We start from the raw sequence: 13416 nt of genomic DNA, 5'->3' as shown, positions 1-13416 counted from the left end.
AACCCGCTTCCCATAGGAGGAACGACACAATGAAGACTGTCCTCAAGGCCGGGCTTGCCGCCGCCGCCCTGGTCGCCCTCGGCGCCATGCCCGCTTCCGCCCAGACCCGCGTCCAGGTCGGCCAGCTGGTCTGCAACGTCGCGCCGAACGTGAGCTTCGTCATCGGCTCGGTGCGCGATATGACCTGCAGCTTCCGTCCGTCGGTCAAGGGTGCGAAGGCTGGCTCCTATCGCGGCACGGTCCGGCGCTTCGGCCTCGACGTCGGCGTGAGCGGCAAGGGTGTGCTGGTGTGGGGCGTGTTCGCTCCCTCCGCGAAGGTCCCGAGCGGCGCGCTGCGCGGCACCTATGTGGGCGCCTCCGGCAACGCCACCATCGGCGTCGGCCTCGGCGCGAACGTGCTCGTGGGCGGCTCGCGCAACACCTTCGCCCTTCAGCCCCTGTCCGTGGAAGGCCAGACCGGCCTGAACCTCGCGCTCGGCGTTTCCGACCTGACCCTGCGCTGATTCGGAATCGCGGCGGCTCCCTTGGGAGGCGCCGCGCGCCCGGCGCAGCCGCGAGCGCGCCCCCACGGGGGCGCGTTTGCATTTCCGGGCCTTGGCGATCAAGGGGTTCGCAACCCTGTCATCGGCCGCGCCCACCCTATCCGCGCACCGCTGTTGCGCCGGAGCGGCGGGCGACGTACCAGTCACTCTGGTCTTCAGTTTTGGGGGAACCCATGCGCACGTCCTTTGCCAGCCTTGCCGCCCTCGCTTTCGTCTCGGTCGCCGCCGCAACCCCTGCCGCCGCCCAGTCAGCCAAGGTCCAGGCGGGCGTCCTGGTCTGCAGCGTCGCCCCGTCCGTGGGCTTCGTCCTCGGCTCCATCCGCGAGATGAGCTGCGAGCTGCGCACCGCCCAGGTGCAGCCCTACAATCTGCTGGCCCGCTACAAGGGCACCGTGAGCCGCTTCGGCATCGACATCGGCGTCAGCACCGGAGGCACGCTGGGCTGGGCGGTGTTCGCGCCCACCGCGTCTATCGCGCCCGGCAACATCTCGGGCAGCTACGTGGGCGTCTCGGCCGACGCGGCCTGGGCCATCGGCGGCGGCGCTAACGTGCTGCTCGGCGGCTCCAACAGCACCATCGCGCTGCAGCCCCTGTCGCTGGAAGGCGTCACCGGCGCCATGATCGCGGCCGGCGTCGCCGACATGAAGCTCACCCTCGTGCCCTGAGGCGCGGCCGGGCGCATCGCCGATCGCGTGCCGCTGACGGCGCCGCCCCCCGGGGCCGGCGCCGTTTTTCGTTCCCGCCGCCGGATATCCCGGCGCAAGGCGCGCCCGGCGGCGCCTGTCTCTGCCGCCGTCAGCCGGCTTGAGTCCGTCTAATGTCGCCCGGACCAAGCTCCCTCCCCCTCCTGCGGGGGAGGGCTGGGGAGCGGGCCAGGGGAGGATTGGGGAGGGAGCGAGTGCGGTGGAGAAATCACCCGCCTCCCGCATGTTCGCGCGATTGCCCCCTGCCCTCCCTCGCAAGCGGGGAGGGTTCCGTTTGGCCGCGGATCGCTGACGCTCTGATTCAAACGGACCCACCACCCGTCAGCCGTTGCAATGGCGCGCCCGAAGGCGGACAAGGAATGCGGCGAATCGTGCTTCGGAGCCCGGTTTGCCCGGGGGCGTGACGGGCCGGGGCGGGCCTTCCGCGTCGGCCCCTTTCAGACGGCGGTGCCATGCGCCGCCGCGATCAGTCGCGTCCTCCGAGGGGCAAGCTCCGGAGGGTTGCCACATGCGAGGCCTGCTCCCGCTTCTGTCCCTCGGGTCGGCGCTGACGCTCGCGGGCACCGTGAACGCCTCCGGCCCCACCATGCCGCAGGTCTCCGCCGGCCTTCTGGAATGCCGCGGGGCGTTCGCCACCGGCTACGGCTTCGGCTCCACGCGCAAGGTGCAGTGCGAGTTCCGGCCCTCGATCGGCATGAACCACTATTATTCCGGCACGCTCGATCGGGTCGGCCTCGACTTCGGCGTGTCCGACCAGGGCAGCATGCTGTGGGCGGTGCTCGCCACCTCGCCGAACCTCGATCCCGGGGCGCTGGCGGGAACCTATGTGGGGCTCTCCACCGGCTTCGCCCTCGGCCCCGGCTTCTCGGCCAACATGCTCGCCGCCCAGGATGCGGGCCGGCAGGTGACGCTCCAGCCGCTCAGCATCTCCGCCGACAGCGGGCTGAGCCTGTCGTTCGCCGGGGCGACGCTGAAGCTGGAGCCTTCCGCGACGGCACCCCAATAGGCCGAAAGCTTCGTCACACTGCCTTGAGCCGCCACACGGGCCTTTGACTTGCCGATCCGCGCCCGCAACCAGATGGTTGCCGCCGGTTCGGAGGACGAGGCATGCATATTCGACGCAAGCGCGGCTGGGAAATCCCGGAATCGGCGGCGACACCCGAGGCGGCCTATCTGTCCCGCCGCGAGGCCATGGGCGCCGGCATCGGCGCCGGCGCGGCGCTGTTCGCCTCCTCGCTCCTCGCCGGTCCCGCCGCGGCCCAGCGCGTGTCGGACGTGCCCGACCCTTCCGCCGGCCTCTACCCCGCCGGGCGCAACGAGGCCTATGCGCTCGACCGGGCGGTGACGCCGGAGGCCCGCTCCAGCACGGTCAACAACTACTACGAGTTCAGCTACGGCAAGAACGTCGCCCCCTCCATGACGCGCTTCCAGCGCCGCCCCTGGACCGTGAAGGTGGACGGGCTGGTGGAGAAGCCGTTCGAGATCGGCATCGACGACTTGCTGAAGAAGGTGGCGCTGGAGGAGAGGCTCTACCGCCACCGCTGCGTCGAGGCTTGGTCCATGGCGGTGCCGTGGACCGGCTTTCCCATGGCGGACCTCGTCGCGCTCGCCGCGCCCATGGCCTCGGCGAAGTACATCCAGCTGGAATCGTTCGTCGATCCCAAGGTGGCGCCGAACCAGCGCGACTTCCGCTATCCCTGGCCCTATGTGGAGGGGTTGACCATCGAGGAGGCGCGCAACGAGCTCGCCTTCCTCGTCACCGGCGTCTACGGCAAGCCGGCGCCGAGCCAGTTCGGCGCGCCGCTGCGCATCGCGCTGCCGTGGAAGTACGGCTTCAAGTCGGCGAAGGGCATCGTCCGCTTCACCTTCACCGACACGCAGCCGGTGAGCTTCTGGGAAGCGGTGCAGGCCTCCGAATACGGCTTCTGGGCCAATGTGAACCCCAAGGTCCCGCATCCGCGCTGGAGCCAGGCGAGCGAGGAGGACATCGCCACCGGCGATCGCCGGCCGACGCTGCTCTACAACGGCTATGGCGACTACGTGGCCGACCTCTACAAGGGGCTGGAGACAAAGAAGATCTGGTACTGAGCCGCCGGCCGGAGCGAGAAGGGCACCGGAAGCGAAAAGGGCCCCGAGGCGGCCTGCGCCCCGGAGCCCTCCCAGCCCTGACCGGACAGCTTTTGCGCGGGCCGGCGCCGGCCGGCCAACGCTTCAGTGGATCGGCGCCTCAGTTGATCGGCTTGGTGATCACCGACTTCCAGACCGCCACCTCGGCCGCGAAGCGCGCGCCGTGGGCGTCGGGTCCGCGCTCGGACGGCGGGAACACGCTCGTCCCCACGTCGGCGAAGCGCTTGACGATGGCCTCGTCCGACAGCGCCTTCTGCAGCGCGCCGTTGAGCTTGCCGATGGCCTCCGCCGGGGTGCCCTTGGGCGCGTAGAGGCCGTGCCAGATCACGAAATCGAAGCCCTTCAGGCCCGCCTGCTCCAGGGTCGGGATGTCCTTCAGCACCGCGAGGCGCTCCTTGGAGGTGACCGCGAACGCCTTGACGGTTCCGGCCTGGATCTGCGGCACGGCGGTGGTGGACTGGTCGCACAGGAGGTCCACCTGGCCGCCCATGAGGTCGTTCATGGCCGGGCCCGTGCCGCGATAGCCCACCTCGGTGAGGGTCACGCCCAGCGCCTTCTGCAGCAGCAGGCCGCACAGATGCGCGTTCGAGCCGACGCCGGCATGGGCGATGGTGGTCTTGGTGCCGTTCTCCTTCACCATCTTCAAGAGCTCGGCGATATTGTTCGCCGGATAGTCCTTCTTCGAGAGCAGCACCATCGGGCCGTAATTGATGAGGCCGACGGGTGCGAAGGCGTTGGTGGTCTCGTAGCTGAGATTGCCGTAGAGCGCCGCGCTGGCGGCGAGCGCCACGTGGTGGATGAGGATGGTGTAGCCGTCCGGCGACGCCTTCGCGAGGCGCGCCGCGCCCGCCGTGCCGCCTGCCCCGGCGACGTTCTCGATCACCACCTGCTGGCCGAGGCTTCCCGTCATGGATTGCCCGAGCAGGCGGGCGATGGCGTCGCTGGGGCCGCCGGCGGCGAACGGCACGATCAGCGTGATCGGCCGCGACGGGAAGGTCTGCGCCTCAACCCCCGCCGTCGCCAATGCGAGCCCTGCGGCGACGGCCGCGAGCCATTTCCCGAAACGCATCATGGTCCTCTCCTTGCTGGCGTTTTCCTCCCGCGGCGGCCGTGCCTTGCGCCGGCCGTTCCGCGAGTTCCCGTGAGCCTTTCGACCGTAGGGCGCTTGACACGCCTCTCCGACTAACTCATCTATCCTATATCTTATAGAAGACTTGCTCGGAGAGGGCAAGTCACGGAGGCGAGGAGGCCCGTGTGACTGCGCCGCAGCTGCTGGTTCATGAGAAGAAGGACACCGTGGGTGTCGTGGTGGTGGAGGGCCTGAAGGCCGGCACCGACATGCTGTGCGTGGTGACGCACGACAATTCCGCCTTCAACCTGACGTCGAAGATGGACGTGCCCATCGGCCACAAGATCGCGCTCGTCGACATCAAGTCCGGCGACACCATCTGGAAGTACGGCCAGGACATCGGCATCGCCAAGGCCGACATCGCCAAGGGCGAGCACGTCCACGTCCATAATGCCAAGACCAAGCGCTGGTGAGGGGTGAAAATGTCCGAGATCGCCATGTTCCACGCCCAGAGCGCCGCCAACCCGTTCCAGGGCGGCGCGCCCGACCAGCTGGTCACGAAGGCCACCCCCGCCGCGCGCGCGTCGAAGGACCACGCCAAGGCCACCTTCCGCGGCTGGCGCCGTGAGAACGGCCGCGTCGGCGTGCGCAACCACGTCGTGCTGCTGCCGCTCGACGACCTCTCCAACGCCGCCTGCGAGGCCGTGGCCGCGCACGTGAAGGGCACCATGGCCCTGCCCCACGCCTATGGCCGCCTCCAGTTCGGCGCCGACCTCGACCTGTTCTTCCGCACCCTGATCGGCATCGGCTCGAACCCGAACGTCGCCGCGGTGGTGGTGATCGGCATCGAGGACCAGTGGACCAACATCGTGGTCGAGGGCATCGCCAGGACCGGCAAGCCGGTGGTGGGCTTCGGCATCGAGGGCAACGGCGACATCGCCACCATCGCCAAGGCCTCCTACGAGGCCAAGCGCTTCGTGCAGTGGGCGGGCGAGCTGCCGCAGGAGATCTGCCCGATCTCCGACCTGTGGATATCCACCAAGTGCGGCGAGAGCGACACCACCACGGGCCTCTCCTCCTGCCCGACCGTCGGCAACATGTACGACAAGCTGATCCCGAAGGGCATCTACGGCGTGTTCGGCGAGACCTCCGAGATCACCGGCGCCGAGCATTTGTGCAAGGCGCGCGCGGCGAGCCCCGAGGTCGCCGAGAAGTGGTTCAAGATGTGGAAGTCCTACCAGGACGACGTGATCGAGGCCCACAAGACCAACGACCTCTCCGACAGCCAGCCCACCAAGGGCAACATCGCCGGCGGCCTCACCACCATCGAGGAGAAGGCGCTCGGCAACCTGGAGAAGATCGGCCGCGCGTGCCGCTACATCGACGCGCTGGAGCCCGCCGAGGCGCCGGCCAAGGGTCCCGGCCTCTATTACATGGACACCTCCTCCGCGGCCGCCGAGTGCGTGACGCTGATGGCGGCGGCGGGCTACGTGATCCACACCTTCCCCACCGGGCAGGGCAACGTGATCGGCAACCCCATCGTCCCGGTGATCAAGATCTCCGGCAACCCGCGCACGGTGCGCACCATGGGCGAGCACATCGACGTCGACGTGTCCGGCGTCCTGCGCCGCGACATGACCATCCCGGAGGCCGGCGACGCGCTCATCGACATGATCGTGCGCACCGCCAACGGCCGCCTCACGGCGGCGGAGGCCCTCGGCCACCGCGAGTTCGTGATGACGAAGCTCTACCGCAGCGCGTGACACTCCGGCCGGACGGGCGGCGATGCCCGTCCGGCTCCCTCCCCGGTCGCGATCCTACGATCCGAACAGGCGCCGATCCCAGAATACCGGCTGATGGAGGCTCGCCTCGATCAGCCCGAATTCGGGATGGGCGGGATTGATCAGGATGTTGCTGTCGAGCCGCGCGACTACGCTCGGCACCAGCAGGATGGCGCTGCGCTTCTCCAGGCACCAGCGCGCGCCGAAAGCCTTGCTGACGGTTGCCGGCATGGCGTCCCACCCCGGCAGACTCGGCGGCGCGAACACCTCGTACGAAAGCCCCCGCGGCAGGGTGATCGATACGTAATGCTGGTTGGGCGGCAGCCGCCCGCTGCCGCGCACCAGCTTCTCCAGCAACGCGGTGGAATAGTGCTCGCTCGCATAGATAAGCGGGCTGGCGATGGTGTTCCACCGTCCCGGCGACAGGGTCGAGCCGGTCGCGTCGAAGATCGGATAGTCGCCGTCGGGATCGCCGATCCTGAACCCCACCAGCGTGCGATCCAGGATCCGAGCTGTCACGCCGCGGTGCCGTACTTCAAGCCGGCGAGGACATCGAGGACCAGTTCGGCGCCGATCTCGCCGCGCAGGACGACATCGATCGGCCGCTCGTCCTGGAGCATGGGATGCGCGCGAAACAGAAAATCGCGCGCCTCCGCCTCGCTGCGCCAGACCTCCAGCGCCAGGCTCCAGACACGGGCAAGGCGCGCGAGCCGCGTGCCTTCGTCGGCCGAGAGGCGGTGGGATGCCTTGCGCCGCTCATAGGTCGCCTTTGCCACCAGACGGTACTTGAACCGGGCGTCGTCGGGCGCGAGAAGCCGCGACATCCGATCCAGCGCCGCAAGCGGCAGCCCGTCCTCGATCTCGTCCATGAGATCGAAGGGCGAACGTGGCACAGCGTCCGCGCCGGGAAGTCCCAGCACATCGGCGATATGCGCAAACGCAGGCATCGTGATCACCTTTCCAGATGAGGCTGAAAATAGCCCCACCTGAGACGAAGCACAACGCCCTTCGCGACGGACCGGCTTTCGGCCTATCGCTCGGCCCGCCGCCGCAACTCCTCCAGCAGCGCCGCCGGCACCGAGATCCCCTCCCCCGCCGCCTTCGCCCGCGCGGCGAGGCGCCGGTCGCCGGGAAGGCGGGTGCCCTCCTGGCCGAGGATGGCGCCGAGCAGGGTCTCCAGCCGGGCCGAAAAGTCCGGGCCGCCGAGCCGCGCCGGGTCCATCACCAGGAACAGGTGGCCGATGCGCGGCGCCGGCCCGTCGGCGGTGAAGAAGGAGGAGGCCTCGAAGCCGAACTGGCCGCCGGTGAGCGCGGCGGCGAGGATCTCCACCATCAGCACCAGGGCCGCGCCCTTGGCGTCGCCGATGGGCAGCATGGTGCCTTCCAGCGCCGCCTTGGGATCGGTGGTGGGCCGGCCCTCGGGATCGAGCGCCCAGTCGTCGGGGATCGGGTTGCCGCGCTGGGCGGCGACCATGATCTTGCCGCGCGCCACCTTGCTCAGCGAGGCGTCGATGACGAGCGGCGCGGCGCCTGCGCGCGGCACCGCGAAGGCGATGGGATTGGTGCCGAACACCCCCGCCGCCCCGCCCCAGGGAGCGATCGCGGACGGCGAGTTGGAGAAGGCGAGGCCGGCAAGCGCGCGCGCCGCGAGCTTTTCCACGTGGTGGCCCATGGCGCCCGCATGGTGCGAGGCATGGACCGCGACGCCGGCGATGCCGGTCTTCGCCACCCGCTCGGCCGCCGCATCCAGCCCGGCGGCGATGGCGGGAAAGGCGAAGCCGGCGCCCGCATCGACCCGCAGCGTCGCCTCGGCGGTCCAGAGGAGCGCCGGCACGGCGGCGCCCGCCACCTTGCCGCTCTTCACCTGGTCGGCATAGGCCGGCAGGCGCGACAGGCCATGGCTGGCGATGCCGTCCGCCTCGGCCGCGACCAGGGCATCGGCGACGGCAGCGGCGTTGTCCGGGCTGGTGCCGGCGGCAACCAGGACGGCGCGGGCGAGGTCGCGCGCCTCGGAAAGCGTCAGGTGGGCGGTCATGCGGCGGCGCGCTCCTTCAGCACGCGGGCGACGGCCTCGGCCACCGCCGCGCTCACGCGGACATTGGATTCTTCCGTCACCCCGGCGATGTGGGGGGTGAGAATGAGGTTCGGCGCGCCCTTGAGCGGCCCGCCGCCCGGCAGCGGCTCGCGCTCGAACACGTCGAGCATGGCGCCGCCGAGCCGGCCCGCCTTCAGGGCCTCGGCCAGCGCCGCCTCGTCCACCACGCCGCCGCGCGCGGCGTTGATGAGCACGGCGTCCTTGCGCATGCCGGCGAGCGCCGCGGCGCCGATGAGGCCGCGCGTGGCGTCGGTCAGCGGCACATGGAGGCTCACCGCATCGGCCCGCGCCAGGAGATCGGCGAGCGGCAGGGGCGTCGCCTGGAGCTGCGCGAACACCGGGTGGTCGTCCGGCAGGAACGGGTCGTGCGCGAGGATGCGCATGCCGAGCGCGGAGGCGCGGCGCGCGGTCTCGCGGGCGATGGCGCCGAAGCCGACAAGGCCCAGCGCCCGGCCCGACGCCTCGCGCCCCATGAGGCGGGTGCGCGGCCAGGCGCCGTCCGCCATCTCGGCGGAGGCATGATAGGCGCCGCGCAGCAGCATCAGCACGCCGCAGACGACGTATTCGGCCACCGAGAGGTCGTTGGCGCCGGTGGCCGGGCGCACGGCGATGCCGCGCGCCTCGCAGGCGGCGACGTCGATATTGTCGAGGCCGACGCCGAGGCGCCCCACCACCTCGAGGCGCGGCGCCCTCTCCAGCAGCGCGGGGCGCACCTGGGTGCGGTTGCGCACGATCAGCGCCCGCGCCGACCCGATGAGCGCGGCCAGATCGTCCGGCCGGTCCACCAGCGCCGGATCGTAGGCGACCTCGTGCTGCGCGCGCAGCGTGTCGAGCGCGCTCCCGTCCATGAACTCGGTGACGACGATCTCGGGCAATGTCCTCTCCCCGGCTGCCGCGGCCTGGCGCCCGATGGGGCGGGCTGGCGCGCGTGAATTCTGATGTTATATATAAGATATATGACTTTCTCCACGCGATCCCGCAAGCCGGATTCGGGGGTGGCGGAGAATCTGCTTATAAGTCGGAGCGTTGATGGATCGACGGGGCACCAGCGTGGCAAGGACCAAGGCAGCCGATGCGGGCGCCGGCCGGCCGAAGAGCGCCGATCCCGCGCGGGCGCGCGGGCGCGCCCTTCCCGCCGCCGCCGAGGCCGACGGCCTCGCCTCCAAGCCGCTCTACCGCCAGGTGCGCGAGGCGCTGATCCGCCGCATGGTGGAAGGCGTCTGGGCGCCCGGCGCGCCGCTGCCGAGCGAGATGCAGCTCGCGGCCGAGCTGCGCGTCAGCCAGGGCACGGTGCGCAAGGCGCTGGACGAGATGGCGGCGGAGAACCTCGTGGTGCGCCGCCAGGGCCGCGGCACCTTCGTCGCGCGCCATGACGAGGACCGCATCCTGTTCCAGTTCTTCAAGCTGGTGTCGGACGACGGCGTGCGCCGCTTCCCCGAGAGCCGGGTGCTCTCCATCGCCAAGGGCAAGGCGACCGAGGCCGAGGCGCAGGCGCTGGCGCTGGCGCGCGGCGCGCGGGTGATCCGCATCCGCCGGGTGCGCGCGCTCGACGGCGCGCCGATCCTGGTGGAGGACCTCGCCCTGCCCGAGACGCTGTTTCCCGGCCTCGTCGAGGCGGGGGTGCCGAACAACGTCTACGGCCTCTACGCGGCGCGCTACGGCGTCACCGTGGCGCGGGCGCGCGAGAAGCTGAAGGCGGTGGCGGCGCCGGCCGAGGACGCGGCGGTGCTGGGCGTGCCGGCCGGCACCCCGGCGCTGCTCATCGACCGCCTCGCCTTCTCGCTCGAGGAGCAGCCGGTGGAATGGCGCGTGAGCCTCTGCCTCACCGGCACCATGCACTATCTCTCCGACCTCACCTGAGCGGGGCAGGCGCCGGCGTCCGGGCGCCACGCGGAACCCTCTCCCGCGTGCGGGGAGAGCAGGGTGGGGGCATCGGCGCCCGAAAGCCGAACGCAGCTTCAGCCCGCACCGACCTGCCCCCTCCCCCGCCCTCCCCCGCACGTGGGAGAGGGCGTTTGGCCCGGGCATTTCGAACTGGCCCGGTGCCGCGCGAGCGGGCACGTTGGCGGCTCCGGCCCAGCAGCCGCCGTTTCCGGAGCCCGCCATGGACCATCGCCTCGTCTACACCACCTTCCCCGACCATGCCGCCGCCGAGGAGGCGGCGCGCAGCCTGCTGGACCAGCGGCTCGTCGCCTGCACCAACATCCTGCCGGGCATGGTCTCGCTCTATCGCTGGGAGGGGAGGACCGAGCGCGCCGAGGAGGTGGTGATGCTCTTGAAAACCACCGCCGCCCGCGCCGATGAGGTGGCCGCGGCGGTGGCGGGACTTCACCCCTACGAGGTGCCCGCCATCCTGGTGCTGCCCGTGGAAGGCGGCGGCGCGCCGTTCCTCGCCTGGATCGCCGCCGAGACGGCGTGACCCCTCAGGCGGCCTTCAGCAGGCGGCAGAGATCGCGGCGGATCAGCTCGTTGCCGGCGATCACGTGGCCCTTGTCGAGGATCTTGTCGCCGTCGTCCATGTCCGAGACATAGCCGCCCGCCTCGCGCACCAGGATCAGGCCGGCCGCCATGTCCCAGGCCGCAAGGTTGCGCTCCCAGAAGGCGTCGAAGCGGCCGGCGGCCACCCAGGCGAGGTCGAGCGCCGCCGAGCCGGTGCGCCTGAGGCCCGCCACCCGGGTCTGCACCGCCTCCAGCTCGCGGTTGAACTGCGCGTGGTCGCCGCGGCCCATGTGCGGCAGGCCGCAACACACCACCGCGTCGGCGAGCTTCTTGCGGGCGGCGACGCGGATGCGCCGGTCGTTCAGGAACGCGCCCTGGCCATGCTCGGCGACGAACATCTCGTCCGCCACCGGATTGTAGATCACCCCCGCCACCGGCGTGCCGTTCCTCACCAGCGCCACCGAGATGGCGAACATGGGGATGCCGTGCAGGAAGTTGGTGGTGCCGTCGAGCGGGTCCACCACCCATTCGTTGGCGGGATCGGTCCCCTCCACCCGGCCGCGCTCCTCCATCAGGAAGCCGAAGCCGGGACGCGCCTTGGACAGCTCGGCGAACAGCACGTCCTCGGCCTTGCGGTCGGCGGCGGAGACGAAGTCGGCGGGTCCCTTCATGGACACCTGGAGCTGCTCCACCTCCCCGAAATCGCGTGCCAGCGCGCGGCCGGCCTTGCGCACGGCCTGGACCATGACGGTCATGAGGGGGGTACGGATCATCGCGAAAGGGTTCCCGGAATTGGCCGTGCGGGCGCCCACTTGCGGGGCGCGCTTCGGCTGGGCAGGCGTGAAGTCGGCGCGTGTGTGCCCGCCCCGTGCGGCGCCGTCAAGGCAGCCGGCCGCGAAGTCCGGCGCCGTCAGCCGCCCCATTTGCGCGCGAGCGCTTCGGCCTTCTGGCGGTCGGCATCGCTCAGCTTCGCCACCATGTCGTCCAGCATGGGGTCGCCGAGGCCCTTGTTCTTCGCCACCAGGTGCCAGCCGGCCGCCGCGATCTTGTCCTGGCCGGTGCCCCGGCCGGCCGAGAGCAGGCGCGCATAGCGGTTCTGGGCGATGGCGTTGCCGGAGAGCGCCGCGCGGCGGAACAGGGCGGCGGCCGCCGCCTCGTCCTTCGGCACGCCGACGCCGTTGAACAGCATGATGGCGAACTCCACCTGCGCGGTGACGTGGCCGAGCCGCGCCGCCTTGGCCATCAGCTTGGCGGCGCGGGCATTGTCCTTGTCGACGCCGCTGCCTTCCTTCACCAGGACGGCGAGGGCGTAGACCGCGTCCTCCAGGTCGTAGCCGCTCGCCACCTCGAACCAGTGCGCGGCTTCCGGCACGTCCTTCGGCACGGTGCGCCCCTGGAGATAGAGCAGGCCGAGATTGTAGGCCGCGGCGCCGCTCCCCTTGTCCGCCGCCGCCCGGAACAGGCGCGCGGCCTCCGCCTCGTCCGGCTTCTGGCCCTGGCCGGTGAGCGCCATCAGGCCGAGCGCGAACAGGGCGTCCGACGAGCCGGCGTCGGCGGCCTTCTTGTACCATTCACGCGACTTCCTGACGTCCTGCGGCACGCCGAAGCCGCGCCCGTAGAGCTCGCCCAGCAGCGTCATGGCCGCGGGGTCGTTCCCGGCGCTGACGCGCTTCTGCGCCTCGGAATAGGCGGTCAGGAAATAGCCGCGCTGATAGGCGCCGTAGGCGAGATCGCCGCCGCCCTCCGGCGCCGGCTCCGGCGGCTTCTGGGGCTCGGCCTTGGCACCCGGTTTCGCACCCGGCTTGGCCCCCGGCTTCTGGGCCGGCTTCGCGGGCGGCACAGCGGGAGCCGACGGATTGAGCTGGATGGCGTTGGGCAGGAGCGGCGGCAGCGGCTGTGCCGCCGTCTGCGCCGCCGCCTCGGAGCCCGGCGCGGCGGCGCCCAGCGCCAGCGCCAGCAGGACCGCGCCGGCGCCCGCCGGAAAGACCACGGCCGCGCGCCGCATCAGGCGCCGGCCTCGGCGATGCGCGCCATGGCGGCGGCGACATTGGCCGGCCCCTGCCCGGCGTCGAGCAGCGGCCCCGCCAGGGCGATGAAATCCACGCCGGCGCGGGCCAGCGCCTCCACCTCGTCGAGGGAGGCGGCGACGCCCACGCACGGCACCTCGAACAGGTCCGCCCACCAGGCGGCGAGATCGAGGGTGCGGGGAAAGCCGCCGGCGGCGCCGGCGGCATCGCCGAACAGCACGTAGTCGGCGCCGCTCTCGCCGGCGATCATGGCCTCGTGGCGGTCCGCCAGGCCGCCGGCGCCGACGATGGCGCCCGGCTTCAGGGCCGAAAGCGCGGACTTGAGGGCCGCCGGATCGCTGACATGGACGCCGTCTAGCCCCGCCTGGGCGGCGGCGGCGGTCCCGCCTTCGGCCAGCGCCGCCACGTCGCGGCGCTGCGCCGCCTCCACCTGATCGGCGGGCGGCGGCCCGCGCCAGATCACCGCCGCCACGTCGCCCGCATCGAGGCAGGCGCCGAGGTCGGCGACGCCTTGCGGCGGCAGGATCATCATCAGGCGCGCGGCGGGCCGCGGCAGGGGGGCGCTCATGGGCAAGACCGGTCGGCCAAGAAACGGGCGAAAGCGGGGCGCGCGGCGCGCGTGCCCCGGGAGG

16 protein-coding genes are annotated in these 13416 nt (G+C 71.4%); 8 read left to right on the top strand and 8 right to left on the bottom strand.

The genetic code is table 11. The annotated features are described in order from the left end of the window. Positions 1 to 29 precede the first annotated feature (29 nt). From V5F67_RS10000 to msrP, 4 genes are all read left to right on the top strand, one after another. A complete protein-coding gene (locus V5F67_RS10000; protein WP_394019629.1) occupies positions 30 to 503 on the top strand; it encodes a DUF992 domain-containing protein in 474 nt (157 codons plus the stop codon). A gap of 212 nt (positions 504 to 715) precedes the next feature. Beyond that, the gene (locus tag V5F67_RS09995) at positions 716 to 1207 is read left to right on the top strand and encodes a DUF992 domain-containing protein (protein ID WP_394019631.1); all 492 of its coding nucleotides are present in this window, start codon (positions 716 to 718) and stop codon (positions 1205 to 1207) included. Positions 1208 to 1754: 547 nt separating this feature from the next. Beyond that, complete coding sequence (locus V5F67_RS09990) at positions 1755 to 2252, top strand: DUF992 domain-containing protein (RefSeq protein ID WP_394019633.1); 498 nt, start codon at positions 1755 to 1757, stop codon at positions 2250 to 2252. 101 nt (positions 2253 to 2353) lie between these two features. Then, positions 2354 to 3334 (top strand): protein-methionine-sulfoxide reductase catalytic subunit MsrP, encoded by a 981-nt coding sequence (gene msrP / locus V5F67_RS09985; RefSeq protein WP_394019635.1) that lies wholly within the window; start codon positions 2354 to 2356, stop codon positions 3332 to 3334. A gap of 139 nt (positions 3335 to 3473) precedes the next feature. Here the strand turns inward: msrP and V5F67_RS09980 are convergent, their stop codons facing one another. Further along, on the bottom strand, positions 3474 to 4442 hold the full coding sequence (locus V5F67_RS09980; RefSeq protein ID WP_394019710.1) for a tripartite tricarboxylate transporter substrate-binding protein: 969 nt from the start codon (positions 4440 to 4442) through the stop codon (positions 3474 to 3476). 185 nt (positions 4443 to 4627) lie between these two features. Between V5F67_RS09980 and V5F67_RS09975 the strand changes: the two genes are divergently transcribed. Both V5F67_RS09975 and V5F67_RS09970 read left to right on the top strand, forming a co-directional pair. Further along, positions 4628 to 4915, top strand: coding sequence for a UxaA family hydrolase (locus V5F67_RS09975; RefSeq protein WP_394019637.1), 288 nt, complete (start codon positions 4628 to 4630; stop codon positions 4913 to 4915). A 9-nt stretch (positions 4916 to 4924) separates the two neighbouring features. Beyond that, on the top strand, positions 4925 to 6205 hold the full coding sequence (locus tag V5F67_RS09970; protein ID WP_394019639.1) for a UxaA family hydrolase: 1281 nt from the start codon (positions 4925 to 4927) through the stop codon (positions 6203 to 6205). A gap of 54 nt (positions 6206 to 6259) precedes the next feature. Here V5F67_RS09970 and V5F67_RS09965 read toward each other — a convergent pair whose 3' ends face one another. From V5F67_RS09965 to V5F67_RS09950, 4 genes are all read right to left on the bottom strand, one after another. Beyond that, entirely contained in the window at positions 6260 to 6742 is a 483-nt protein-coding gene (locus tag V5F67_RS09965) for an RES family NAD+ phosphorylase (RefSeq protein ID WP_394019641.1), read from the bottom strand. Further along, positions 6739 to 7170: an antitoxin Xre-like helix-turn-helix domain-containing protein gene (locus V5F67_RS09960; RefSeq protein ID WP_394019643.1), complete on the bottom strand. Its 432-nt coding sequence runs from the start codon at positions 7168 to 7170 to the stop codon at positions 6739 to 6741. Before V5F67_RS09960 ends, V5F67_RS09965 begins: the two co-directional genes overlap by 4 nt. A gap of 83 nt (positions 7171 to 7253) precedes the next feature. Further along, a complete protein-coding gene (locus V5F67_RS09955) occupies positions 7254 to 8258 on the bottom strand; it encodes an Ldh family oxidoreductase (protein WP_394019645.1) in 1005 nt (334 codons plus the stop codon). Next, positions 8255 to 9166, bottom strand: a complete 912-nt coding sequence (locus V5F67_RS09950; RefSeq protein WP_394019712.1) for a hydroxyacid dehydrogenase — start codon at positions 9164 to 9166, stop codon at positions 8255 to 8257. Before V5F67_RS09950 ends, V5F67_RS09955 begins: the two co-directional genes overlap by 4 nt. Before the next feature lie 181 nt (positions 9167 to 9347). Between V5F67_RS09950 and V5F67_RS09945 the strand changes: the two genes are divergently transcribed. After that, complete coding sequence (locus tag V5F67_RS09945; protein ID WP_394019647.1) at positions 9348 to 10178, top strand: GntR family transcriptional regulator; 831 nt, start codon at positions 9348 to 9350, stop codon at positions 10176 to 10178. A 244-nt stretch (positions 10179 to 10422) separates the two neighbouring features. Then, positions 10423 to 10737 carry a divalent-cation tolerance protein CutA gene (gene cutA / locus V5F67_RS09940; RefSeq protein ID WP_394019649.1) on the top strand — a complete coding sequence of 105 codons (315 nt, stop codon included), beginning with the start codon at positions 10423 to 10425 and terminating at the stop codon, positions 10735 to 10737. A 4-nt stretch (positions 10738 to 10741) separates the two neighbouring features. On the opposite strand, the gene V5F67_RS09935 is transcribed toward cutA, so the two are convergent. The 3 genes from V5F67_RS09935 to V5F67_RS09925 all read right to left on the bottom strand — a co-directional run bounded on the left by V5F67_RS09935 (position 10742) and on the right by V5F67_RS09925 (position 13352). Beyond that, positions 10742 to 11530, bottom strand: a complete 789-nt coding sequence (locus V5F67_RS09935) for an inositol monophosphatase family protein (RefSeq protein WP_394019651.1) — start codon at positions 11528 to 11530, stop codon at positions 10742 to 10744. 137 nt (positions 11531 to 11667) lie between these two features. Further along, positions 11668 to 12762, bottom strand: coding sequence for a tetratricopeptide repeat protein (locus tag V5F67_RS09930; protein ID WP_394019653.1), 1095 nt, complete (start codon positions 12760 to 12762; stop codon positions 11668 to 11670). Next, entirely contained in the window at positions 12762 to 13352 is a 591-nt protein-coding gene (locus V5F67_RS09925) for a thiamine phosphate synthase (protein ID WP_394019655.1), read from the bottom strand. Before V5F67_RS09925 ends, V5F67_RS09930 begins: the two co-directional genes overlap by 1 nt. Positions 13353 to 13416 lie beyond the last annotated feature (64 nt).

The organism is Xanthobacter pseudotagetidis, assembly GCF_043194795.2.
Lineage (GTDB): Bacteria > Pseudomonadota > Alphaproteobacteria > Rhizobiales > Xanthobacteraceae > Xanthobacter > Xanthobacter tagetidis_A.
The sequence above is the reverse complement of the archived record's forward strand: the minus strand, read 5'-3'. Positions and strand labels throughout refer to the sequence as shown.